Source organism: Mesorhizobium sp. AR07 (assembly GCF_024746815.1).
Taxonomy (GTDB): Bacteria; Pseudomonadota; Alphaproteobacteria; order Rhizobiales; family Rhizobiaceae; genus Mesorhizobium.
On record NZ_CP080525.1, the window covers coordinates 4431151 to 4454030 of the forward strand.

Genomic DNA, 22880 nt, shown 5'->3' on the forward strand with positions numbered 1-22880 from the left:
ACACGCGAAGAAGGCCCCCTCATCCGGCCGCTTCGCGGCCACCTTCTCCCCGTGGGGGAGAAGAGAAAAGAGCCGGCGCTAGTAAGCTCCTCTCCCCTCGGGGAGAGGTCGGATTGCCCCGAATTGCCCTTTTGCAATTCGGTTTCGGCAATCCGGGTGAGGGGGCCTGCGCCCCTCAGGCAGATTCTCAGGACCGACCTTGGCCATAGGTGACGCGCCAGATGGTGCCGTTGCCGTCCTCGGTCACGATCAGCGCGCCATCCCGGGCCACCGCCACCCCGACCGGCCGACCCCAGACCTCGCCGTTGGAGACGACGAAACCGATCATGAAGTCCTCGTACGCGCCGGTCGGCTTGCCGTCCCTGAACAGCAATCTCACCACCTTGTACCCGGTCCTGTTGCCGCGGTTCCATGAACCGTGCAGGGCGACAAAGGCGTCGCCTTTGTATTCGGCCGGAAAGCCGGAACCGGGGCCAAAGTCCTTTCCGTCGTAGAAGGCGATGTTGAGCGGCGCCGAATGCGCCTGTACCAGCACATCGGGAATATCCGCCTTGCCGGCGAGGTCGGGGCGTTCGCCCTTGTGGCGCGGATCTTCATTGTTGCCGACATAATACCAGGGCCAGCCGTAGAAAGCGCCGTCCTTGACGGCCGTTGCGTAATCGAACGGCACATTGTCGCCCAGCGCATCGCGCTCGTTGACGACGCACCAGAGCGCGCCGGTCGCCGGCTGGACGGTCATGCCCGAGCAGTTGCGCAGGCCGGTGGCGACGATGCGTTCGTTCTTGCCGTCGGGGTCGAAGGCCAGCACGTCGGCGCGGCCGTCTTCGGACCCCCATGTGGCGCCGAGCGGCTTCGACTTCGCCCAGGCGTCGAGCCCGCCCTCCGGCTCCTTTGCCATATCCTCGGCGACGTTCGAACCCGAGCCGACCGACAGATAGAGCGTCTTGCCGTCCGGCGAGAACGCGATGTCCCGGGTCCAGTGATGATTGGCAGGAATGTTGTCGACGATCGTCTCCGGCTCGCCGGCGGCTTTCAGGTCGCCGTTGCGGTAGGCAAAGCGCACGATGCTGTCGCTGTTGGCGACATAGACCCATTGCGGGTCATTGCCCGGCGGGTAGAAAGCAATGCCGTAGGGCTGGTTGAGATTGCCGGCAAAGACGCCGTCCTTCGCTGGCTTCGCGCTGCCCTCGGTCAGGCGATAGACGCGGATCTGGTTGGCCTCGCTGTCGGCGACGAACAGGTCGCCGTTCGGCGCGATGCGCACGACGCGCGGATTGTCGATGCCCGACGCGATCAGCTCGGCCGAAAAGCCCGCCGGCAGTTTAGGCTTGGCACTTGCCGGCCTGTCGACCAGGCCGGCGCTGTTCGAGGCGGATTTGGTGGCGTAGGGTCTTGGCAGGTCTTCCGGCTTGATCAGGCGGCGCACGCCTGGCCTGTCGGCACGCCAGTCGCCGAAGGCAGCCGCACCCTTCAGCACCGGCTGGTCCGCTTGCTGGGCGAATGCCGCGGCTGTGAGAAACAATGCGGCGGGAATCGCCAGCAATCGGATCATTCTGTCCTCCGAACCCTGGTCACAGAGACAGGATGCGAAGAGGACGAACGGGCGGTTTCGCCGATCGTTCCGCTGCACACGAGGAGTTGAAGCGAAACGGCGGGTTCCAGCCTTAAGAACAATCCCAGGAAAAGTGTGAAACGGTTTTCCCAGGAAAAGCGCGTAGCGCTTTCCCCTGGGGAATTGCGTCAAAACAAAGCGATAGAGCGGTTCCGTGAAACGATGAATCGCTCTAAGTGCCGGCGGCGTAGAAATCGTCGTCGAGGCGTTTTTCCAGTTCGACGAGATCGGCCGGCAGCGGCAGGCCCATGGCGCGCATCTCCCGCAGTTTCTCGCGCAGCTGCTCCTGGATTTCGTGCTGGTCTTCCGGCTGGTTGACCATCTCTTCGAGCAGCAGGCTGATCCGGGCCTTGAATTCTTCGAGCGCCATTGTTTTCTCCTCGGAAGTCTGGAAGCGCAGGAAGCCGCCATTTGCAGGCCGGCCTCACCTGAATATCGATACACCTAACGCAGCATGCGGGAAATCAGCTGCGCCGTATAGTCGACCATCGGCACGATGCGGGCATAGTTGAGCCGGGTCGGGCCGATGACGCCGAGTGCGCCGACGACGCGGGCATCCTTGTCGCGATAGGGTGCGACCACCAGCGACGAGCCCGACAGCGAAAACAGCTTGTTTTCCGAGCCGATGAAGATGCGCACGCCCGATCCCTCCTCGGCAAGGTCGAGCAGCTGGATCAGCCCATCCTGTGTCTCCATGTCCTCGAACAGGTGGCGCAACAATTCGATATCGGCCTGGGCGGTGACGTTTTCGAGCAGATTGGCGCGGCCGCGCACGATGAGCCGCGCCGGCAGGCCGCTGTCGGCGCCGGCCCACACCGCCAGCCCCTTCTCGACGAGGTCCTGCGACAGCGTGTCGAGCGCGGCCCTTGTCTCTTCCTTGATGCGGGCGATCTCGACCCGCGCTTCGGCCAGCGTGCGGCCGCGGATATGGGCGTTGAGGAAATTCGAGGCTTCGTGCAGTTGCGAGATGGTGATGCCCGCCGGCAGGTCGACGACGCGGTTTTCGACATCGCCGTTTTGCGACACCAGCACCGCCAATGCCTTGGTCGGCTCCAGCTGGATAAATTCGATATGCTTGAGCGCCACCTCGTTCTTGGCGGCGAGCACCAGGCCGGCGCCGCGCGACATGCCCGACAGCATCTGGCTGGCTTCGGTCAGCATATGTTCCAGCGTCGCACCCGAGCCGGACGCCCGCACCTGCGCCTCGATGGTGCGGCGCTCCTCGTCGGAGAGGTCGCCAAGCTCCATGAAGGCATCGACGAAGAAACGCAGGCCAGCCTGCGTCGGCAGCCGGCCGGCCGAGATGTGCGGCGCGTAGATCAGGCCGAGATGCTCGAGATCGCTCATCACGTTGCGGATGGTGGCCGGCGACAGCGAGGACGGCAGGATGCGCGACAGGCTGCGTGATCCCACCGGTTCGCCGCCCTTCAGGTAGGAATCGACGATGCGCCGAAAGATGTCGCGCGAACGCATGTCGAGCGACTGCAGCGCGGGCGACAGCGGACTGGGTTCGGCAACTGCCTTGGTCATTGCGCCAAAAACCTCCGGCCCAAGGATATAGACTTCACTAGGGCCCGCGCAACCGGTGTCTGTCAGATCACCCTGGTGTCTGAGTCAGATCACCGGCCATTTTCCTTTGCGCCGCGCGCGCCATGTGGTTACAAGCCGGCCAAGAATCCTAAAAATGACTAAGAAAGAAGCCTGAATGCGCCCCTCCAAACGCCAATTCGACGAAATGCGCGCCATCTCCTTCGAGCGCGGCGTCTCCAAGCATGCCGAAGGCTCGTGCCTGGTGAAGTTCGGCGACACGCACGTCCTGTGCACCGCCAGCCTCGAGGAGAAGGTGCCGGGCTGGATGCGCAATTCCGGCAAGGGCTGGGTGACGGCGGAATACGGCATGCTGCCGCGCTCGACCGGCGAGCGCATGCGCCGCGAGGCTTCCGCCGGCAAGCAGGGTGGCCGCACGCTGGAAATCCAGCGGCTGATCGGCCGCTCGCTGCGCGCCGTGGTCGACCTGCAGGCGCTGGGCGAGCAGCAGATCACCGTCGACTGCGACGTCATCCAGGCCGATGGCGGCACCCGCACCGCCTCGATCACCGGCGGCTGGGTGGCGCTGTACGATTGCCTGCGCTGGATGGAAGCCCGCCAGATGGCCAGCGTCGCCAAGGTGCTGAAGGACCATGTCGCGGCGATTTCCTGCGGCATCCATGACGGCCAGCCGGTCATCGACCTCGATTATGTCGAGGATTCCTCGGCCGGTACCGACGCCAATTTCGTCATGACCGGCAAGGGTGGCATCGTCGAGATTCAGGGCACCGCCGAGGGCGAGCCTTTCTCCGAGGATCAATTCGCGTCCCTGATGGGCCTGGCCAAGAAAGGCATCCAGCGCCTGGTCAGCCTGCAGCAGATGGCGGTGGCTTAGGTTTCAAATGCCGAGCTTGAGCGCCCCCCTCTGGCCTGCCGGCCATCTCCCCCTCCAGGGGGGAGATCAGCTGTCCGACCGGCTTTCGCCAACTGTGGGCGGTGCGAGATGTGCGGAGGCGCTGAAGCTGCCAATCTCCCCACTTGAGGGGGAGATGGCCGGCAGGCCAGAGGGGGGCACCTCGTGACTCCCTCCGCAATCCTGGAGTCCGCCCTCTACGTCACCGACCTCCCGGCCGCCGAAGCCTTCTACACCGATGTCCTCGGCCTCGACCTGCTCGGCAAGGTCGACGGCCGGCACCTCTTCTTCCGCTGCGGCCCAGGCGTGCTGCTCATCTTCAACGCTGAGGCGACGAAGGTCCCGCCCGCGCCTGACGCCAGACTGAAAGTGCCGCCGCATGGCACGGTCGGCGAAGGTCATCTCTGCTTGGCGGCCAGCGCCAATGAAATCGCGGCTTGGAAAGCGCATCTCGCGGCGAAGAAGATCGCCATCGAAAGCGAATTCGAATGGCCGCAAGGCGGCCGTTCGATCTATATACGCGACCCCTCGGGCAATTCGATCGAATTCGCCGAGCCACGAATCTGGGGCATGTGATGCATTCGCCAACTGTTCATTCGCTTGACGGAAAGAAAATCGTCGTCGCCAGCCACAATGCCGGCAAGCTGCGCGAATTCGCCGATCTGATGGGGCCTTTCGGCTTCGAAGCGAAATCGGCCAAGGATTATGGCCTGCCGGAGCCGGACGAGACCGGCACCACCTTCGAGGAGAACGCCTACATCAAGGCGCTGGCCGCCGCCCAGGCGACGGGCCTGCCGGCGCTGTCGGATGATTCCGGCCTCTGCGTCGACGCGCTCGACGGCGCGCCCGGCGTCTACACCGCCAACTGGGCCGAAACCCCGGAAGGATCGCGCGATTTCGGCATGGCCATGCAGCGCACCGAAGTGGCGCTGCAGGAAGTTGGCGCTGCCTTGCCGGAACAGCGCAAAGGGCGCTTTGTCGCCGTCATTTGCCTGGCCTTTCCCGATGGCGAGGCCGAATATTATCGCGGCGAGGTCGAAGGCACGCTGGTCTGGCCGCCGCGCGGCGAACTCGGCTTCGGCTACGACCCGGTGTTCTTGCCCGATGGCTTCGACAAGACTTTTGGCGAGATGACGGCGCAAGAAAAACACGGCTGGAAGCCCGGCCAGTCGACCGCATTGTCGCATCGCGCCCGGGCTTTCCAGAAGTTCGCCCAAGCGCGATTGGATCTGGCGAGATTGGGCTCGGCATGAGCATGCTGCTCGACCGGGCGCCCGGCTTCGGCGTCTACATCCATTGGCCGTTTTGCGCGGCCAAATGCCCCTATTGCGACTTCAACAGCCATGTCCGCCACCAGCCGGTCGACCAGGATCGTTTTGCGAGTGCTTTCGAGGCCGAGCTGGCGACGATGCGCCAGCGCACCGGGCCGCGCGAGGTGACCAGCATTTTTCTCGGCGGCGGCACGCCGTCGCTGATGAAGCCGGAAACCGTGGCCAGGGTTCTGGACGCCGTGGCGAAGCACTGGACCGTGCCCGCCGGCATCGAGGTCACGCTGGAGGCCAATCCGTCCTCGGTCGAGGCAGAGCGTTTTCGCGGCTACCGGGCAGCAGGTGTCAATCGCGTGTCGCTCGGCGTGCAGGCGCTGAACGACAAGGATTTGCGCTTCCTTGGCCGGCTGCACAATGTCGATGAAGCGCTTCATGCCATCGGGCTCGCGCGCGAAATATTCCCAAGGCTGTCCTTCGATCTGATCTATGCGCGGCCTGGGCAGACACCGGACGCCTGGCAGGCCGAGCTCGAACAGGCGATCGGCCACGCAGCCGACCATCTGTCGCTCTACCAGCTGACCATCGAGGAAGGCACACCCTTCCACGCCCTGCATGCGGCCAAGAAATTCGTCATTCCCGACAATGACCACGCCGCCGATCTCTATGCGCTGACGCAGGAGATCACCACCGCGCATGGCCTGCCGGCCTATGAGATTTCCAACCACGCCCGGCCGGGCGCCGAGAGCCGGCACAATCTGACCTATTGGCGCTATGGCGAATATGTCGGCGTCGGGCCCGGCGCGCATGGCCGCTTCGTCGAAAACGGCCGCCGCACGGTCACGATCGCCGAACGGATGCCGGAAACCTGGGCCAATCTGGTCGAGGCCAAGGGCCATGGCGTCACCGGCGGCGAGATCCTGACGCGCTCGGAAGAGGCCGACGAGTTCCTGCTGATGGGCCTGCGGCTGGCCGAAGGCATCGACCTCTCCCGCTACGAAGCGTTTTCCGGGCGCGGCCTGTCGAGCGCGCGGCTTTCGGTGCTGCAGGGCGAGGGGCTGGTGGCGCCGATCGGCAATGCCCGCCTGCGCGCCACGCCGGCCGGCATGATCGTGCTCGACGCCGTGGTGGCGGATCTCGCGCGCTGAAGCATGATCCCGAACCGAAGGTCAGCGAACGCAAAAAGTGGGCACTGGTTTTCGGACAAGATCATGCCCGGGCATTGTCCATGAAAAAAATCCTCTTCGTCTGCAGCCAGAACCGCTTGCGCAGCCCGACCGCCGAGCAGCTGTTTTCCAAGCGCCGGGATATCGAGGTCGCCTCGGCGGGAACAAACCATGATGCCGATACGCCGCTGACGCATGAGCTCGTTACCTGGGCCGACATCATCTTCATCATGGAAAAGGCGCATCGCGCCAAATTGCAGAAGAAATTCAAGGCAAGCTTGAAAAAGGCCCGGGTGATCTGCCTCGATATACCGGACGACTATGAATTCATGGATCCGGAATTGGTCAGGCTTCTGGAGGTGCGCGTTTCGCGGTATCTGGGTTGAATGATGTGGCCGGGCGTCCGCTACCGCGCTTTCGTCATCCTCGGGCTTGACCCGAGGATCCATGCCGCGACCCTTGCCGGGGAATGCGGCGGTAGAATTCTGAACCGTTGAAACGCTTTGATGTCACGGCATGGATCCTGGGGTCTGCGCCGCGTCGCTTCGCTCCTTGCTACGCCCCAGGATGACGAAGTGAGAGCCGTCGTTGCTTAATCCGGACGGGTCAGGCGTCGTGCTTGTGGCGGTGTTTGGCGCGGTCTTTCTCGGCGAGCTGCTCTCCGGAGCGAACCGGCTTGGCGTCGCCCTTGTCGCGGCGGGCGCGGTGCTGGTCGTCTAATGGGGGTAGCGGCACGCCGTTGCGGGCGTTCTTTGTTTCAAGACGGGTGATGAAGATATCGAAGCGATTGGGCATCGTTCGGTCAGTGCTCCGTCGTGCTGTCTGGTTTGTTGTCGGAAAGCCTGACATTCGTCGGCAAGGCGCTTGTGGCCCGCTCCTGGGTCCGGCTGATCTTGGCAGGCAATCGCTTGTCCCTGGTGGCACCGCGGTTGCGGCCGGCATAGTAGGGCTCGAAAGCGTCCTGTATCTTCAGGCTGTCCATCCTGTCCTCCTTGGGAATCAGGGGCTAAATCCGCCAATGCCGGTTTCGTTCCCTACTGTGGCGAAGGAATGGCGATGACTTTACATCGACGTAAGCTTTTGCAAGCCCGCGCCAGCCATGCCAAACAGGGCTGAACGGAGAAGGCATCGGTGACCGGCGAGACGGGCAAGCGCAGCTATGTGGTCGGCCAGACCGAGATCGCGGCCCGGCCGCTCGAACCGGCGCTCTATCTGGTGGCGACGCCGATCGGCAATCTCGCCGACATCACGCTGCGCGCGCTGGAGACGCTGGCCGCCGCCGACATCGTCGCCTGCGAGGACACGCGGGTATCGCGCGTGCTGCTCGACCGCTACGGCATCCGCCGCCGCACCACGGCCTATCATGAACACAATGCCGGCGAGGCCGGGCCGAAGCTGATCGCAGCCCTTCAGGCTGGGCAGAGCGTGGCGCTGATTTCCGACGCCGGCACGCCGCTTGTCTCCGATCCCGGCTACCGGCTGGTCGGCGAGGCGCTCGACCACGGCATTCGCGTCGTGCCGATCCCCGGCCCGTCGGCACCGCTGGCCGCGCTGACGGCGTCTGGCCTGCCCTCCGACGCTTTCCTGTTCGCCGGCTTCCTGCCGGTCAAGGCCGGGCAGCGGCTGACGCGGCTGGAAGCGCTGAAAGCCGTGCCGGCGACGCTGATCTTCTTCGAATCGCCGCGCCGGCTGGCCGAGTCCCTCGGCGCCATGGTCGAAGCGCTCGGCGGCGAGCGAAAGGCCGCCATCGGTAGGGAATTGACCAAGACCTTCGAGGAAATGCGCACCGGCACGCTGCAAGTGTTGGCCGACCACTATGCGGCGGCCGATACGCCAAAGGGCGAGATCGTCGTCTGCGTCGGTCCCGCCGAGGCCAAGGCCGACGAGCCAGCCGATATCGATCGCCTGCTGTTGTCGCTCGCCGCCGAAATGCCGGCCTCCAAGGCGGCGGCGGAAGCCGCGAAAATGACCGGCGGCCAGAAACAGGCGCTCTATCGGCGGCTGCTGGAGCTCAGGGATGCCGCCGAGGGCGCTATCACGGAAAGCGGCGGTGGCTGAGCGGCCGAGCGCCAGCCGCCAGAAGGCCTATCGGCGCGGCCATCGCGGCGAATGGCTGGCGGCGGCAGCGCTGATGCTGAAGGGCTACCGCATTCTCGCGCGCCGCCATCGCACCCGCTTTGGCGGATCGACCTGATCGCCCGGCGCGGCGATCTGGTGTTGTTCGTCGAGGTCAAGGCGCGCCGCACGCTGATGGAAGCGATGGAGGCGATCGGCCACGAATCGGAGCGCCGCATCGAGGCGGCCGCCGACATCTGGCTGTCGCGCCAGTCGGACTACGGCAAGCTGTCGATGCGCTTCGACATGGTCGCGGTGCTGCCGTGGCGCTGGCCGGTGCATGTCGAGAATGCGTTTTATGGAAGGAATTGAGGGGAGGCTGTCGCTCGGCCGAATCTTGCGAAACGTCGGCGGGGACAGCGCCCCCCTCTGGCCTGCCGGCCATCTCCCCCACATGGGGGGAGATCAGATGTCGCGAGCGCTTTCGCTAATTTTCAACGTTGAAAAGAAAGGCGCCTGAGCCGAAGCTGCCAATCTCCCCCCTCGTGGGGGAGATGTCCGGCAGGACAGAGGGGGCGCTAAGAAACTCGACGGAGGCCTCCTCACCCCCAGATCATCAACGCCACCAGCCCGACGCCACCCACCACCAGCCGCCACCAGCCGAACAGCGAGTACCCCTTGCGCGAGACGTAATCGAGCAGGTAGCGCACGACGATGAGCGCCGTCACGAAGGCGGCGACGAAGCCGACGGCGATGATCGGCAGGTCGGCGGATGTCAGCACGTTGCGGTTCTTGAACAGGTCGAAGGCAAAGGCGCCGACCATCGTCGGCATGGCGAGGAAGAAGGAGAATTCCGCCGCAGCCCGCTTGTCGACGCCCAGCAGCAGCGCGCCGACGATCGTCGATCCCGAGCGCGATGTGCCGGGGATCAGCGACAGGCACTGGAAAAGGCCGATCTGCAGGTAAAGCCGGGTCGGAAACCGCTCGACGTCGCGGTAGACCGGCTTGAGGTTCATGCGGTCCACCGCCAGCAGGACGACGCCGCCGATGATCAGCATGATGCAGATCAGCCTTGGCGATTCGAACAGCACCGTCTTGATGAAATCATGCGCCAGCGCGCCAATGATGGCCGCCGGCAGGAAGGCGATGAGGATGCCGATGACGAAATGTCGCGTCAGCCGGTCATGCGGCAGGTCGAGCAGCATTTGCCACAAACGCCGGAAATAGACGCTCAGAATCGCCAGGATGGCGCCGAGCTGGATCAGGATCTCGAAGGCCTTGCCGGTCGACTGGAAGCCGAGGAAATGGCCGGCGAGCAGGATATGGCCGGTCGACGACACCGGGATGAACTCGGTCAGCCCCTCCAGCAGGCCGAGCAGCAGGGCTTCGACGATGGTCTGGCTTTCCATGGCTACCTCGGCATTCGCATGACGGCTAAAGGAACGGCTTGCTTGTCATGGCCTGCAAGTCCCCCTATAGGTCGCAACACCCTGACGGCCCGCTAACCGGGCGGCCAAGACTTACCGGTGCGCCCGGCGATTCGCCAGTGCGCTTTATCATCGCGGAACCATGCTGACGCTTTTCCATCACCCCATGTTCGCCACCTGCCGCTTCGTCCGCCTCGCTTTCGGCGAATATGGCGAGGAGCTGGCCCTGATCGAGGAAAAGCCGTGGACGCGGCGCAAGGAGTTCCTGGCGCTGAACCCGGCCGGCACGCTGCCGATCCTGCTGGCCGAAGGCGACGTGCCGATCATCGGCGCAACCGTCATCGCCGAGTATCTCGATGAGACGCGCGGCGTCCTGAAGCGCGACAAGCGGCTGTTCGCCGAAGACCCGATGCAGCGCGCCGAAATCCGCCGGCTGATCGACTGGTATCTCAACAAGGCCGAAAGCGAGGTCACCCGCCATCTGGTGCGCGAACGCGTGCTGAAGCCGGTGATGCCGGAAACGGCGGGCGGCGGCTCGCCCGATTCTGGAGCGATCCGCGCCGCGCGCGCCAACATCCGCCAGCACATGAAATACACCAACTGGCTGGCCGGCACCCGCCACTGGCTGGCCGGCAGCAGGGTCACCTATGCCGATCTCGCGGCCGCGGCGACGCTGTCGGTGCTCGACTATCTCGGCGAGATCGACTGGCGCGAGCACCCTGCCGCGCGCGAATGGTACACGCGGGTGAAGTCGCGGCCCTCCTTCCGGCCGCTTTTGACCGATCGGGTGCGCGGCCTGTCGCCCGTGTCGCATTATGCGGACCTCGACTTCTGACGCCGCAAAACTGCGCGCGCTGATCGACGCAGAGGCGCGTCGCGCCGGCTTCGATGCCGTCGCCGTCACCACCCCCGATGCGATCCCGCTGGCGCCGGCCCGACTGGCCGAATTCGTCGCCGACGGCTTTCACGGCTCGATGGACTGGATCGCCGAGACGCTGGAACGCCGCGGCGCGCCGACCACGCTCTGGCCGCAAGTGCGCTCGATCGTCGTGCTGGCGATGAATTACGGCCCCGACCATGATCCGCGCGGCGTGCTGGCCAAGCGCGACCGTGGCGCGATCTCCGTCTATGCCCAGAACCGCGACTATCACGAGGTGATGAAGGGGCGGTTGAAGGAAATCGCCGGCAAGATCGTGGCGCGCGCCGGCGGCGACGTAAAAGTGTTCGTCGACACGGCTCCGGTGATGGAAAAGCCGCTGGCCGAGGCCGCCGGGCTCGGCTGGCAAGGCAAGCACACCAATCTGGTCAGCCGCGAGCACGGCTCCTGGCTGTTCCTCGGCACCATCTTCACCACCGCCGAGCTGGTGCCCGACCGGGCCGAGATCGACCATTGCGGTTCCTGTCGCGCCTGCCTCGACGCGTGCCCGACCGATGCCTTCCCGGCGCCCTACCGGCTCGATGCGCGGCGCTGCATCTCCTACCTCACCATCGAGAACAAGGGACCGATCCCGCATGAGTTCCGCGAGAAGATCGGCAACCGCATCTATGGCTGTGACGATTGCCTCGCCGCTTGCCCGTGGAACAAGTTCGCCCGGGCTGCCTCCGAGGCAAAGCTTGCCGCGCGCGACGATTTGCGCGAGCCGCCGCTTGGCCAGCTGCTGGCTCTCGACGACGCCGGCTTCCGCGCCTTCTTCTCCGGGTCGCCGATAAAGCGCATCGGCCGCGACCGTTTTGTCCGCAACGTGCTGATCGCCGCCGGCAATTCCGGCGATTCAGCGCTTGCCGGCGCCGCCTGTGCCTTGCTGGACGACGCCTCGCCGCTGGTGCGCGGCGCGGCAATATGGGCGCTGGCGCGGCTCGTGCCTGATGCCGAATATTCCGAACGGGCAGCTATCGGCCTGAAAACCGAGAGCGACGACGCCGTGCGCGACGAATGGCGCCTGGCGCATCCAACCAGGGCGCATGCATGAGCGAAAAGCAGATCTTCATCTTCGGCGCCGGCTATTCCGGCAAGGCTTTTGCACGCGCCAACAAAGGTGCCGCCACGATCCTTGGGACAACGCGTTCGCCAGAAAAATTCGAGGCGCTGCGGCAGGCCGGCATCGCGCCGCTGCTGTTTGACGGCGCGCTGACCGACGAAATCGGCGAAGGCTTGAGAAAAACAACGCATCTGGTGATTTCGGTCGGCCCGGAAGAGGCCGGCGATCCCGTGCTGAATGCGGCCCGTTCGGCGATTGCGGCCCGGATGCCGGCACTCGCATGGATGGGCTATCTCTCCACGGTCGGCGTCTACGGCAATCATGACGGCGCCTGGGTCGATGAAACGGCTGAGTGCCGGCCGGTGTCGAAACGCTCGGTGATGCGGGTGGCGGCCGAGCAGGGCTGGCTGGAATTGGGCCGGGAGATCGGCCGGCCGGCGGCGATCCTGCGGCTTTCCGGCATTTACGGGCCGGGCCGCAACGCGCTGGTCAATCTAGAAAACGGCACCGCGCGGCGGTTGGTCAAGCCCGACCAGGTGTTCAACCGCATCCATTGCGACGATATCGCAGGCTCCCTGTGGCAGCTGATCGACGGCAATACCGGCGGCATCTTCAACGTCACCGACGATTTGCCGGCGCCGCCGCAGGATGTCGTCGCCTATGCCGCATCGCTGATGGGCGTCACACCGCCCCCCGAGCTTCCCTTCGACGCCGCCCAACTTTCGCCCATGGCGCGGTCCTTCTATGGCGAGAACAAGCGTGTCGCCAACGCGGCGATCAAGGCGGCGGGCTATCGCTTTCGCTTTCCGGACTACCGCGCCGCCCTTGACCATCTGTGGGCAAGCGGCGACTGGCGCGGCGGCGAGCCGCGCAGCCCGATGAAGCGCTAGCGATCGAAGCCGCGCGGCCGGCGTGGTATGATTCGGTCCAAGGTGTGAAGGGGTGGGGTTCATGAAGGCATCGATGCCATCGTCTCGGGGCGGAAAGCCGGCTCTTGCGGCCGCGCTCGGTCTGCTTGCCCTGGCCAGCCTCGCCGTGCAGCCGGCGGCGGCCGAGGAGCGGGCAAAAGACCTGTTCGGGGCCAAGAAACTGCCGGCGGCGACGTCGGCGCAGTCGATCGGCTTCTATTCCAAGGGCTGTTTTGCCGGCGGCGTCGCCATTCCGATGGATGGCCCGACCTGGGAGGTGATGCGGCCGTCGCGCAACCGCCGCTGGGGCCACCCGGCGATGATCGCGCTGATCGAGAAATTGTCGCGCGATGCGGCGGCCGATGGTTGGCCCGGCTTGCTGATCGGCGACATTTCTCAGCCGCGCGGCGGCCCGATGATGACAGGCCATGCCTCGCACCAGATCGGCCTCGACGCCGACATCTGGCTGACGCCGATGCCCAGCGCCCCGCTGTCGATGGCGCAACGCGAAACCAAGAGCGCCACCTTGATGGTCGACGAGAAGACCCATCTGGTGAAGGACGCGCTGTGGACGCCGCAGCATACGCAGCTTCTGAAGCGGGCGGCGAGTTATCCGGAGGTCGAACGCATCCTGGTCAATCCGGGCATCAAGAAAAAGCTCTGCGACACCGTCAAGGGCGACCGCGACTGGCTGCGCAAGATCAGGCCGTTCTGGGGCCACGACTATCATTTCCACATGCGCATCGGCTGCCAGCCGGGCTCGCCCAACTGCAAAGGGCAGGAAGCGACCCCGGCCGACGACGGTTGCGGCAAGCCGCTCGCCTGGTGGTTTACCGATGAACCGTGGCGGCCCAACAAGAATCCGGATGCGCCGAAGGCCCGCGACCTGATGACGATGGCGAACCTGCCCAAGGAATGCCGCGCCGTGCTCGACGCGCCGGGGCCGGTGTCAGTCGGGGCCGCGACCTATCATGGCGGCGGCGTGCCGATAGCCGCCGCTGCACCCGAGCCCGCAGCGCCACCCGAGCCGGCAGCCGCCGCCGGCTCTGCGCCCGCTCTGCCGGCCTCGGTGAACGCATTCACCGCGACCCCCGAGATCGGCATCCCGCTGCCGCGGCCACGGCCGGGAAACTGAGCGCCGCGGCGTCCATCAAACGTTAAACCGGTTTAGCGTGCCGTTTTCGCGAAATAGTGGCCGTTTGGCCGCAGAACCGGCCTCTGCGCGCCGCTGGTCTCGAAAACCGATTTCCCTTTTCAAACTCATGCGCTAGTCAACGGGAGAACGGCGATGCGCCGTCGGGCGCCGGGGACGGACGAGAGCATGCCAAGCATGGGCGATGACGATACTTTGTTGCGGTTTCCGATCCTGATCGGCGACATTGGCGGCACCAATGCGCGCTTCTCGATCGTGCTCGACGCCAATTCCGAGGCCGGCGAGCCGACCATCGTCCAGACCGCCAACTACAACACCATCGACGAGGCGATCCAGGCGGCCGTGCTCGACCGCTCGTCGGTTCGCCCCAATTCGGCGGTGCTGGCGGTGGCCGGCCCGGTCGATGGCGACGAGATCGAGCTCACCAATTGCCCGTGGATCGTCAAGCCCAGGCAGATGTTCGCCAACCTCGGCTTGAGCGACATCGTCGTGCTCAATGATTTCGAGGCGCAGGCGCTGGCCGTCGTCGCGCTCGGCGAGGAGCACATGGAAAAAATCGGCGGCGGCACGCCGGAGCCCAATGCCGGGCGCGTGGTGCTGGGTCCCGGAACCGGACTCGGCGTCGCCGGGCTGGTCCATGCGCTTGCCCACTGGATCCCGGTGCCCGGCGAAGGCGGCCATATGGATATCGGCCCGCGCACACCGCGCGATTTCGAGGTTTTCCCGCATATCGAGAAGCTCGAGGGCCGTATTTCCGGCGAGCAGATCCTGTGCGGGCGCGGCCTCGTCAACGTCTACCGGGCGGTGGCCAAAACCGACGGCAAGCCGTCGCCCTTCACCACGCCGGCCGAGGTCACCGCCGCGGCGCTGGCCAAGACCGATTCGGTAGCCGAAGAGGCGCTGGAGATTTTCGTCACCTGCCTTGGGCGAACCGCCGGCGATCTTGCCCTGGTGTTCATGAGCCGTGGCGGCGTGTTCCTCACCGGCGGCATCGCGCAGAAGATCGTGCCGGCGCTGAAGGCCGGCAATTTCCGTGCCGCCTTCGAGGACAAGGCGCCGCACAGCGCGCTGATGCGCACCATGCCTGTCTATGTGATCACCCACCCGCTGGCGGCGCTTCTGGGGCTTGCCGCCTATGCCCGCAACCCCTCGCTGTTCGGCGTCCAGACGGCGGGCCGGCGTTGGCGCGACGAAGTTAGTCACCCCAAGGCATAGGCAAGCAGGCCCCATGGCGCTAAGAGGGGTGCCGAATTGCGACCCCGGCCGCGGGAAGCAGAAACCGACGAAGCGCTCCGATTTGACATTTCAAACACCAAACAAGCACAAAGCCACCCCCGGCGAGGTTACAGCGGTGCTCCGCCGCATTATCGCGGAGAACGGCCGCGAATACCGCTGGTCATACGTTTTTGCCACTGTCTGCCTGTTGGCGGTGTCCGGCACGACCGCCTTCACCGCCTGGGTCATGAGCCCGGTCGTCAACCAGATATTCTATGAACGGCGCGGCGATCTGATCGTATGGATCTGCGCCGCCATCATGGCGGCCTTCGTCGTGCGCGGTTTCGCCGGCTACGGCCAGGCGGTGACGCTGGCCAAGATCGGCAACAATCTGGTGGCGCGCTACCAGAAACGCCTCTTCGACCATCTGATGAGACTTGGCGTCGGCTTTTTCAGCGAAACGCGTTCGGGCCGCCTGGCCGCTCAGATGAACGAGAATGTCAATGGCATCCGCGACCTCCTGTCGATGACGCTGACGTCGATCGCGCGCGACGGCGTGACGCTGCTCGGCCTGCTTGGTGTCATGATCTACCAGGATCCCGTTCTCTCCTTGAGTTCGCTTTTGATCGGGCCGCCGCTGATCTGGACCGTCACCTATCTGATGCGCCGGCTGCGCCGCATCACCCGCGAATCGGTGCAGATCAACTCCCGGCTGATCGGCGCCGTGCAGGAGGCCACGCAAGGCGTTGCCATCGTCAAGGCCTTCACCATGGAAGAGGAGCTGTCGCGCCGCATCGGCGCGCTCGCCGACAGCGCCGAGCAGCGTGGAAACAAGATCGCCCGCGTCTCGGAACGGCTTGCGCCGATCTCCGACATGCTGGCCGGCCTCGCCGTCACCGGCGTCATCGCCTATTCCGGCTATCGGGCTATCGTTCTCGGACAGCCGCCGGGCGCGGTCTTTTCCTTCATCACCGCGCTGCTGCTGGCCTATGATCCGGCACGGCGGCTGGCCCGCATGCAGGTCGGCATGGAGCGCGCGCTGGTCAATGCCCGCATGATCTACGAACTTCTCGATCTCGAGCCGCAGCAGGGCGATACGCCTGATGCCACCGAGGCCAGGTTCACCACGGGCGAGGTGCGCTTCAACAACGTGTCCTTCCGCTATGTCGAGGAGGCGCCGGTCCTGCAGAAGCTCAGCTTCGTCGCCGCGGCCGGCAAGATGACCGCCATCGTCGGCGCCTCCGGCGCCGGCAAGACGACGCTGGTTGCGCTGCTGCAGCGCTTCTACGACGTCGAGGCGGGTACGATCGAGATCGACGGCCAGGACATTTCCAAGATCACCAAGCAGTCGTTGCGCGGCTCCATCGCCTATGTGTCGCAGCAGCCCTATCTGTTCGAAGGCACCATCCGCGACAACATCCGCTATGGCCGCTTGAACGCCACCGACGCCGAGATCGAACAGGCCGCGCGGCAGGCCGAGGCCGACGGCTTCATCCGCCAGCAGCCGCAGGGTTACGACACGCCCGTCGGCGAAGGCGGCGCGACCCTGTCGGGCGGCCAGCGCCAGCGCGTGTCGATCGCCCGCGCCATCGTGCGGCAGGCGCCGATCCTGCTGCTCGACGAGGCGACCTCGGCGCTCGACAACGAGGCCGAGGCGCGGGTCCAGGAAGCGCTGGTCCAGGTCATGGAAGGGCGCACCACCATCGTCATCGCCCACCGGCTGTCGACGGTGGTCAATGCCGACCACATCATCGTGCTGGAACAGGGCCAACTGGTCGAACAGGGCACGCATGCCTCGCTGATGGCCGATCCGCACAGCGTCTATGCCCGTTTCCACCGGGTGCAGGGCAAGAAGGGACTGGGGCTTGTCGACGACAACGCGCCGCTCCAGCCCCCGGCTCAAGGCCCGGTACAAGGCATCGAGACGGAAAGCATAGCCGAGAGCACGACATGAGCGAGACGCCCGCGACCGGCAAGCCGGCAAGCGATATGGGCCTGGTGGTGGTCGGCGCGGCCGGCCGCATGGGCCAGACGCTGATCCGCGCCATCCACGCCATACCCGGCGCGCGGGTCATCGGCGCCGTCGAGCGCGCGGGGTCGCCCTATCTGGGCAAGGATGCCGGTGAGCTCGCCGGTGTCGGCCGCATCGACGTGCGGATCGGTGACGATCCGCTGCCGGTCTTCGCCAAAGCCGACGGCGTGCTCGATTTCACCACGCCGGCCTCGACCGTCGAGTTCGCCGGCTACGCGGCGCAGGCGCGCATCGTCCATGTCATCGGCACGACCGGCTGCTCGGCGCACGACAATGCGAAGATCGCGGCGGCGGCGCGCCACGCTGCCATCGTCAAGTCGGGCAATATGAGCCTCGGCGTCAATCTGCTGGCGGTGCTGGTCGAACAGGCGGCACGCGCGCTCGACGCCGACGATTTCGACATCGAGATCCTCGAAATGCACCACCGGCACAAGGTCGACGCGCCGTCGGGCACGGCGCTGCTGCTCGGCGAGGCCGCCGCCGCCGGGCGCGGCATCGCGCTGGCCGGCAACGACGTGCGCGTCCGCGACGGCCACACCGGCGTGCGCAAGACGGGCTCGATCGGCTTTGCCGCGCTGCGCGGCGGCTCGGTGGTCGGCGATCACAGCGTGATGCTGGCCGGCACCGGCGAGCGCATCACGCTGTCCCACCATGCCGAGGACCGCGCCATCTTCGCCCGCGGCGCCGTCAAGGCGGCGCTGTGGGCACGCGGCCGCAAGCCGGGACTGTATTCGATGCGCGACGTGCTCGGCCTCGGCTGAGCGGCCAATCCACACCTTGTTTAACGCAATTCCGGACGGAAAACCGCTTCACACTTTTCCTGGAATTGCTCTTGAAGGGAGCAAAAATGTCGAGAACCCTCGTGCTCGTGCGCCACGGCCAGAGCGAATGGAACCTGAAGAACCTGTTCACCGGCTGGCGCGACGTCGACTTGACCGAGCAGGGTCACGCAGAAGCCAAGGCCGCCGGCCAAAAACTCAAGGCGCGCGGCCTGAAGTTCGACATCGCCTTCACCTCGGCGCTGATCCGGGCGCAGAAAACCTGCCAGCATATTCTCGACGCCGTCGGCCAGAGCGACCTGAAGACTATCCGCGACCAGGCGCTCAACGAGCGCGACTATGGCGACCTCTCCGGCCTCAACAAGGACGACGCCCGCAAGAAGTGGGGCGAGGACCAGGTGCATGTCTGGCGCCGCTCCTACGACGTGCCGCCGCCGGCCGGCGAAAGCCTGAAGGACACCGGCGCCCGCGTCTGGCCCTACTATTTGCACGATCTGCAGCCGCACGTGCTGCGCGGCGGCACCGTGCTGGTCGCAGCCCACGGCAATTCGCTGCGCGCCCTGATCATGGCGCTGGACGGCAAGTCGGGCGAGGAGATCGTCAAGCTGGAACTCGGCACAGGCGTGCCGGTCATCTACCAGCTCAACGCCGATTCCACCGTGGCTTCCAAGGAAGTTCTGGAGCACTGACGATCCATGAGCCGGCAAGCGGCAACGGCTTTGAAAAAAGCGCGTTGACACACATCGCTTGCCCGCTTACATGAGCCCGCACCAGCCCAGATGGCGGAATTGGTAGACGCGCACGGTTCAGGTCCGTGTTCCGCAAGGAGTGGAGGTTCGAGTCCTCTTCTGGGCACCAAATTCCCGTTCCGAACCGTTCGATGGTTCAGACGCCTAACAAAAAAGCCCGGTTTTTCCGGGCTTTTTTGTTGCTCGTGGTTCTCAGCGCAGCATGGCTTGCCGCCACTTGCCGGTCCGCCGCATGAAGCGTCGACCTTATTTTGTTCCTCAAGCCATCGGTCGCGCGGCTTGCAGCTCGCCGGTCGTGGTGACAGCTCGACATGCACGGCGCCCGCGACAATTTCGGGAAGGGCCGCGCGATAGAGCTGCATGGGCCGCCCGCCGTCGCTGACTTCGAAGGTGAGTTTGGCCGCATGATCGAGGCCGACATGCTCGGTCACTTTGCGGATGATGGCTGAGAACTTGGCCGCCGGCATATGTGTGCGATCCGCGTTCACATCCCACAGCTGCACGAAAACCTCGGACCAGGATTCAGGGTTGGCGCCGCAGTCGAGGGCGGCGAACTGGCCGGCCTTCACTTCGGTGACGTGATAGCCAGGCTGCACGGCGCGACCGTCATAGGAAAACACCAGCGGCTTTTCCTTGTGGGCCGCCAGGAATCCAAGCAGGCCGTCAATGGTGATGTCGGTCGGGTCTGAGATCGCGGCAGGGTCAAATTCGCTGTTGTCAGGGGCAAGCATCTGCGGTAATCCTCGTTTCAACACTTTTAGGATTATTGAAATATGGATGAACGTCAAGCCCTTTCCGCCTTCGGGGCGCTGTCACAGGAAACGCGCCTGAGGCTCCTGCGGCTGCTGGTTATCGCAGGTCCCGACGGCATTGCCGCTGGCGCCCTGGCCGAACAGGTGGAGGTCTCGGCCTCCAATGTCAGCTTTCACCTGAAGGAACTTGAACGCGCCGGCCTGGTCGCCGCGCGGCGGGATTCCCGCTCGATTGTCTACAGCGCCGAATATGACGCGCTGACCGGGCTGATCCGGTTCTTGATGGAGGATTGCTGCTCCGGCCGGCCGGAAATCTGTTCGCCGGCGCTCAGTCCCGCATGCTGCTTGCCGGCCGATGAAGGCCGCATTGATGGCTGACTACAGCGTGCCACGCCGCCTGGCGGCCGAAGCGCTGGGGACAGCCTTCCTGGTCGCCACCGTGGTCGGCTCGGGCATCATGGCCGAGACGCTGACGCCAGATAAAGCCGTAGCGCTGCTTGGCAACACGCTGCCGACGGGCGCAATTCTCGTGGTGCTGATTACGGTCCTGGCGCCCGTCTCCGGCGCCCATTTCAATCCCGCCGTCACGCTTGTCTTCACGGCATCGCGACAGCTGTCCGTGCGCTTGGCCGGGTTCTACATCGCGGCGCAAATCCTGGGCGGCATCGTCGGCACGATCACGGCGCACGCCATGTTCGGTCAGGCCCTTGTCCAGGCTTCGGTGCATATCCGCACGGGCGCCGCCCAATGGCTCTCCGAAGGCGTCGCGACCTTCGGCCTGGTCGCCGTCATCCTGGCAGGCGCGCGGTTCGAGCGCAAAGCCGTTCCCTGGCTGGTCGGCCTTTACATCACGGCCGCGTACTGGTTCACGGCATCGACTTCATTTGCCAATCCGGCGGTTGCCGTGGCGCGTTCGCTGACCAACAGCTTTTCCGGCATTCGAGCGGCCGACCTTCCCGGCTTTGTCGCGGCTGAAATGGCTGGTGCATTTATCGCTGCCGCCGTCATGAGCTGGCTGCTCACGCCGGCGACCACCATCGCGCAAACCGAAAGGGCAAGGTCTTGACCGTCACCATCTATCACAACCCCGACTGCGGCACGTCGCGCAATACACTTGCAATGATACGCGCCAGCGGGGAAACGCCTGATGTCATCGAATACCTGAAAAATCCACCCTCGCGCGAACGCCTGGTTGGTCTTCTCAAGGCCATGGATATGCCGGCGCGGGCGCTGCTGCGCGAGAAGGGTACGCCCTACACCGAGTTGGGTCTGGCCGACGCGAAATGGAGCGAGGACGAATTGATCGACCAGATGCTGGTCCACCCCATTCTGATCAATCGGCCGATCGTCGAAACACCCAAAGGCACGCGCCTTTGCCGGCCTTCCGAAGCAGTGCTGCCTCTCCTCGACACCCCCGTGCGGGACTTCGTGAAGGAAGACGGCGAGAAAATCGCCTGCACGCCACCGGCCTAAAGCGGCAAATGTTTCATGAAATAGATCGAGACTTTCGGCTGGCCATGCGGGTCGACAAAGTGATGCGGGACAGAGCCGACTTCGTGCCAGTTCAGCCGCCTGTAAAGTCGCTCGCTTGCTCCCCCCTCGGCCGTATCGAGGAGAAGCAAGGACCGTTTTCTGTTCGTCGCCTCACGCTCGACAAATTGCATCAGCGCGAACCCGATGCCTTGCCGCTGAAAGTCCCGATGAACGAGGAGCTTGTAGACTTCGGCCCGATGCGGCGCGTTCGGCTCCGGCGACAGATAGAGTTGGACCGTGCCGACGACACGCCCGTCGATATCGGCGCAGATGAGGAGCAGTTCGCCATCCCTGACCGAGCGGAAAATACCCTCCCAATATCTCAGCGCTTGCTCCCTATCGAAGGGCAGCACGAAGCCAACGAGCGCGCCGTCCTCAACGCTCTGGGTCAGCAGCTCGGCAAGAGCGTCCAGGTGAAGTCTTGCCTCATTCTCGTCAATCACTGCGATACGCATGAATTGTCCCCTTCTGGGAGGCTAGAAATAACTGGCTTTGCGCAGCCCGTGAAGATAGCGCCGATGGTCGGCCCACTCTCTTCTCGGGAGCAAACCTGAGTGGAACCGTTCGTGCCTGTAACCCCCAGTCGCGGCATCATCGTCACAGCGCTCGGTTTCACGCAAATCATGGCGTGGGGTTCCTCCTATTATCTGCCGGCAGTCATTGCGCCGGCGGTGGCGGGCGATACCGGCTGGCCGTTTGCCTGGGTGATCGGCAGCTTGTCGCTCGGGCTGCTGGTCGCGGGGCTGATATCGCCGCATGTCGGGGCGGCTATCGAGCGGCATGGCGGGCGCATGACGCTCGCCTTCAGCGCCGGTTGCCTCGGGGTTGGCCAGGCGATGCTTGCCGCCTCGCCGAACCTAGTCGTCTTTGTTGCTGGCTGGCTCATCATGGGCCTTGGCATGGGCGCCGGCCTTTACGATGCGGCCTTTGGCACGCTCGGACGACTATATGGGCGCAGCGCTCGCGCGACCATCACCAGCCTGACGCTGTTTGGCGGCTTCGCCAGCACAGTGTGCTGGCCGATTTCGGCGTTTCTGCTCGATGCGTTCGGCTGGCGCGGCGTGTGCCTGGTGTACGCTACAATCCAGCTCTTGGTCGCATTGCCGGTCTATCTGCTCATCCTGCCGCGAGACGTTCCGGCCGAAAGTCCGTTGGCGCAGGCCGCTGGACCTGAAACCGGCCTGTCGCCGCGCAGCCTACCTTTCATGGCCACACTGGCGGCAAGCATTACGCTGGCGGCGGCCATATCGTCGACCTTGTCGGTGCATCTGCTGACGGTGCTGCAATCGACTGGCATTGCGCTCGGCGCCGCGGTTGGCCTCGGTGCTCTGGTCGGTCCTTCCCAGGTCGGCGCTCGGGCAGTCGAGATGGCCATTGCCCGCTATCATCATCCGATATGGACCAAATTGGCCTCCGTGACATTCGTGGTCCTGGGCGTTGCGGCGCTATGGACCGGCCTGCCCGCTCTGCCCATCGCCCTGGCGCTCTACGGTGCTGGCATAGGCTTGGAATCCATCGCGCGCGGCACGTTGCCTCTGGCGCTGTTCGGCGCTCGAGGCTACGCGAAATTGATGGGCCGGCTGGCGATGCCAAGCCTGATTGCCCAGGCCGCGGCGCCGTCGGCCGGCGCTCTGCTGCTGGAGCATGTTGGTGCGCCGGGATTGCTGTCGGTGCTGCTTGGGCTCGCACTTGTCAATGTCGCTCTGGTCGCAGCCCTGTTTGCCTTTCAACGCTGCTCCTTGCGGCCTGTCCGCACGATTGCCCCGTCGTAAGTGCGGCCGGAGAAGCCCAATTCGTCCGGGCTTTTGCCCCAAA

At 65.0% G+C, this 22880-nt stretch carries 24 protein-coding genes, 1 tRNA gene and 3 pseudogenes; 21 read left to right on the forward strand and 7 right to left on the reverse strand.

All coding sequences use genetic code 11. From position 1 onward, the window contains the following. Nucleotides 1–187 precede the first annotated feature (187 nt). From BPNPMPFG_RS22500 to hrcA, 3 genes are all read right to left on the reverse strand, one after another. Complete coding sequence (locus BPNPMPFG_RS22500; RefSeq protein ID WP_258590850.1) at nucleotides 188–1552, reverse strand: PQQ-dependent sugar dehydrogenase; 1365 nt, start codon at nucleotides 1550–1552, stop codon at nucleotides 188–190. A gap of 232 nt (nucleotides 1553–1784) precedes the next feature. Further along, complete coding sequence (locus BPNPMPFG_RS22505; RefSeq protein WP_013528634.1) at nucleotides 1785–1982, reverse strand: hypothetical protein; 198 nt, start codon at nucleotides 1980–1982, stop codon at nucleotides 1785–1787. Between the two features lie 74 nt (nucleotides 1983–2056). After that, nucleotides 2057–3142, reverse strand: coding sequence for a heat-inducible transcriptional repressor HrcA (gene hrcA / locus BPNPMPFG_RS22510; RefSeq protein WP_258590851.1), 1086 nt, complete (start codon nucleotides 3140–3142; stop codon nucleotides 2057–2059). 175 nt (nucleotides 3143–3317) lie between these two features. Here hrcA and rph point away from each other — a divergent pair, with 175 nt between their 5' ends. The 6 genes and pseudogenes from rph to BPNPMPFG_RS22540 form a co-directional block, all read left to right on the forward strand. Then, on the forward strand, nucleotides 3318–4034 hold the full coding sequence (rph, locus tag BPNPMPFG_RS22515; RefSeq protein WP_258590852.1) for a ribonuclease PH: 717 nt from the start codon (nucleotides 3318–3320) through the stop codon (nucleotides 4032–4034). Between the two features lie 183 nt (nucleotides 4035–4217). Continuing rightward, nucleotides 4218–4628: a VOC family protein gene (locus tag BPNPMPFG_RS22520; protein WP_258590853.1), complete on the forward strand. Its 411-nt coding sequence runs from the start codon at nucleotides 4218–4220 to the stop codon at nucleotides 4626–4628. Beyond that, on the forward strand, nucleotides 4628–5305 hold the full coding sequence (gene rdgB / locus BPNPMPFG_RS22525) for an RdgB/HAM1 family non-canonical purine NTP pyrophosphatase (RefSeq protein ID WP_258590854.1): 678 nt from the start codon (nucleotides 4628–4630) through the stop codon (nucleotides 5303–5305). The genes BPNPMPFG_RS22520 and rdgB overlap by 1 nt, the downstream gene beginning before the upstream one ends. Then, a complete protein-coding gene (hemW, locus tag BPNPMPFG_RS22530; RefSeq protein ID WP_258590855.1) occupies nucleotides 5302–6465 on the forward strand; it encodes a radical SAM family heme chaperone HemW in 1164 nt (387 codons plus the stop codon). The genes rdgB and hemW overlap by 4 nt, the downstream gene beginning before the upstream one ends. 80 nt (nucleotides 6466–6545) lie before the next feature. Then, the gene (locus tag BPNPMPFG_RS22535) at nucleotides 6546–6869 is read left to right on the forward strand and encodes a low molecular weight protein tyrosine phosphatase family protein (RefSeq protein WP_258590856.1); all 324 of its coding nucleotides are present in this window, start codon (nucleotides 6546–6548) and stop codon (nucleotides 6867–6869) included. A 214-nt stretch (nucleotides 6870–7083) separates the two neighbouring features. Beyond that, nucleotides 7084–7203 (forward strand): annotated as a pseudogene (locus BPNPMPFG_RS22540) (EamA family transporter); the annotation flags it as partial. Between the two features lie 82 nt (nucleotides 7204–7285). Here the strand turns inward: BPNPMPFG_RS22540 and BPNPMPFG_RS22545 are convergent. After that, the gene (locus BPNPMPFG_RS22545) at nucleotides 7286–7465 is read right to left on the reverse strand and encodes a hypothetical protein (RefSeq protein ID WP_258590857.1); all 180 of its coding nucleotides are present in this window, start codon (nucleotides 7463–7465) and stop codon (nucleotides 7286–7288) included. Nucleotides 7466–7614: 149 nt separating this feature from the next. Here BPNPMPFG_RS22545 and rsmI point away from each other — a divergent pair, with 149 nt between their 5' ends. Together rsmI and BPNPMPFG_RS22555 are read left to right on the forward strand one after the other, a co-directional pair. Beyond that, nucleotides 7615–8541: a 16S rRNA (cytidine(1402)-2'-O)-methyltransferase gene (rsmI, locus tag BPNPMPFG_RS22550; protein WP_258590858.1), complete on the forward strand. Its 927-nt coding sequence runs from the start codon at nucleotides 7615–7617 to the stop codon at nucleotides 8539–8541. Beyond that, a pseudogene (locus tag BPNPMPFG_RS22555) lies at nucleotides 8534–8910 on the forward strand (YraN family protein). Before rsmI ends, BPNPMPFG_RS22555 begins: the two are co-directional and overlap by 8 nt. A 230-nt stretch (nucleotides 8911–9140) precedes the next feature. On the opposite strand, the gene BPNPMPFG_RS22560 reads toward BPNPMPFG_RS22555, so the two are convergent. Then, on the reverse strand, nucleotides 9141–9947 hold the full coding sequence (locus tag BPNPMPFG_RS22560; protein ID WP_258590859.1) for an undecaprenyl-diphosphate phosphatase: 807 nt from the start codon (nucleotides 9945–9947) through the stop codon (nucleotides 9141–9143). Between the two features lie 160 nt (nucleotides 9948–10107). Between BPNPMPFG_RS22560 and BPNPMPFG_RS22565 the strand changes: the two genes are divergently transcribed. From BPNPMPFG_RS22565 to BPNPMPFG_RS22605, 9 genes are all read left to right on the forward strand, one after another. Further along, nucleotides 10108–10800: a glutathione S-transferase family protein gene (locus tag BPNPMPFG_RS22565; protein ID WP_258590860.1), complete on the forward strand. Its 693-nt coding sequence runs from the start codon at nucleotides 10108–10110 to the stop codon at nucleotides 10798–10800. Beyond that, entirely contained in the window at nucleotides 10781–11935 is a 1155-nt protein-coding gene (gene queG / locus BPNPMPFG_RS22570) for a tRNA epoxyqueuosine(34) reductase QueG (protein ID WP_258590861.1), read from the forward strand. Before BPNPMPFG_RS22565 ends, queG begins: the two co-directional genes overlap by 20 nt. Continuing rightward, nucleotides 11932–12834, forward strand: coding sequence for an SDR family NAD(P)-dependent oxidoreductase (locus tag BPNPMPFG_RS22575; protein WP_258590862.1), 903 nt, complete (start codon nucleotides 11932–11934; stop codon nucleotides 12832–12834). Before queG ends, BPNPMPFG_RS22575 begins: the two co-directional genes overlap by 4 nt. Nucleotides 12835–12895: 61 nt before the next feature. Beyond that, nucleotides 12896–13987 (forward strand): penicillin-insensitive murein endopeptidase, encoded by a 1092-nt coding sequence (gene mepA, locus BPNPMPFG_RS22580; RefSeq protein ID WP_258590863.1) that lies wholly within the window; start codon nucleotides 12896–12898, stop codon nucleotides 13985–13987. A gap of 186 nt (nucleotides 13988–14173) precedes the next feature. Beyond that, complete coding sequence (locus BPNPMPFG_RS22585; protein WP_258596868.1) at nucleotides 14174–15220, forward strand: glucokinase; 1047 nt, start codon at nucleotides 14174–14176, stop codon at nucleotides 15218–15220. 82 nt (nucleotides 15221–15302) lie between these two features. Continuing rightward, nucleotides 15303–17174, forward strand: a complete 1872-nt coding sequence (locus tag BPNPMPFG_RS22590) for an ABC transporter ATP-binding protein (RefSeq protein WP_258590864.1) — start codon at nucleotides 15303–15305, stop codon at nucleotides 17172–17174. Beyond that, nucleotides 17171–18013, forward strand: coding sequence for a 4-hydroxy-tetrahydrodipicolinate reductase (gene dapB, locus BPNPMPFG_RS22595; RefSeq protein WP_258590865.1), 843 nt, complete (start codon nucleotides 17171–17173; stop codon nucleotides 18011–18013). The genes BPNPMPFG_RS22590 and dapB overlap by 4 nt, the downstream gene beginning before the upstream one ends. A gap of 86 nt (nucleotides 18014–18099) precedes the next feature. After that, on the forward strand, nucleotides 18100–18720 hold the full coding sequence (locus BPNPMPFG_RS22600; RefSeq protein ID WP_258590866.1) for a 2,3-bisphosphoglycerate-dependent phosphoglycerate mutase: 621 nt from the start codon (nucleotides 18100–18102) through the stop codon (nucleotides 18718–18720). A gap of 84 nt (nucleotides 18721–18804) precedes the next feature. Beyond that, nucleotides 18805–18889: transfer RNA gene (locus tag BPNPMPFG_RS22605), tRNA-Leu, on the forward strand. 85 nt (nucleotides 18890–18974) lie between these two features. Here BPNPMPFG_RS22605 and BPNPMPFG_RS22610 read toward each other — a convergent pair. Beyond that, nucleotides 18975–19511: pseudogene (locus tag BPNPMPFG_RS22610) on the reverse strand (DUF6428 family protein); the annotation flags it as partial. A gap of 42 nt (nucleotides 19512–19553) precedes the next feature. Here BPNPMPFG_RS22610 and BPNPMPFG_RS22615 point away from each other — a divergent pair. The 3 genes from BPNPMPFG_RS22615 to arsC are packed head-to-tail and all read left to right on the forward strand — an operon-like array spanning nucleotide 19554 to nucleotide 21005. Then, entirely contained in the window at nucleotides 19554–19910 is a 357-nt protein-coding gene (locus tag BPNPMPFG_RS22615; RefSeq protein WP_258590867.1) for an ArsR/SmtB family transcription factor, read from the forward strand. After that, nucleotides 19903–20598 (forward strand): aquaporin, encoded by a 696-nt coding sequence (locus BPNPMPFG_RS22620; protein WP_258590868.1) that lies wholly within the window; start codon nucleotides 19903–19905, stop codon nucleotides 20596–20598. Before BPNPMPFG_RS22615 ends, BPNPMPFG_RS22620 begins: the two co-directional genes overlap by 8 nt. Continuing rightward, nucleotides 20595–21005 carry an arsenate reductase (glutaredoxin) gene (arsC, locus tag BPNPMPFG_RS22625; protein ID WP_258590869.1) on the forward strand — a complete coding sequence of 137 codons (411 nt, stop codon included), beginning with the start codon at nucleotides 20595–20597 and terminating at the stop codon, nucleotides 21003–21005. Before BPNPMPFG_RS22620 ends, arsC begins: the two co-directional genes overlap by 4 nt. Here the strand turns inward: arsC and BPNPMPFG_RS22630 are convergent. After that, complete coding sequence (locus BPNPMPFG_RS22630; RefSeq protein ID WP_258590870.1) at nucleotides 21002–21520, reverse strand: GNAT family N-acetyltransferase; 519 nt, start codon at nucleotides 21518–21520, stop codon at nucleotides 21002–21004. The two genes, arsC and BPNPMPFG_RS22630, sit on opposite strands and share 4 nt — an antisense overlap. A gap of 168 nt (nucleotides 21521–21688) precedes the next feature. On the opposite strand from BPNPMPFG_RS22630, the gene BPNPMPFG_RS22635 reads away from it, so the two are divergent. Continuing rightward, nucleotides 21689–22837, forward strand: coding sequence for an MFS transporter (locus tag BPNPMPFG_RS22635; RefSeq protein ID WP_258596870.1), 1149 nt, complete (start codon nucleotides 21689–21691; stop codon nucleotides 22835–22837). Nucleotides 22838–22880: the final 43 nt, after the last annotated feature.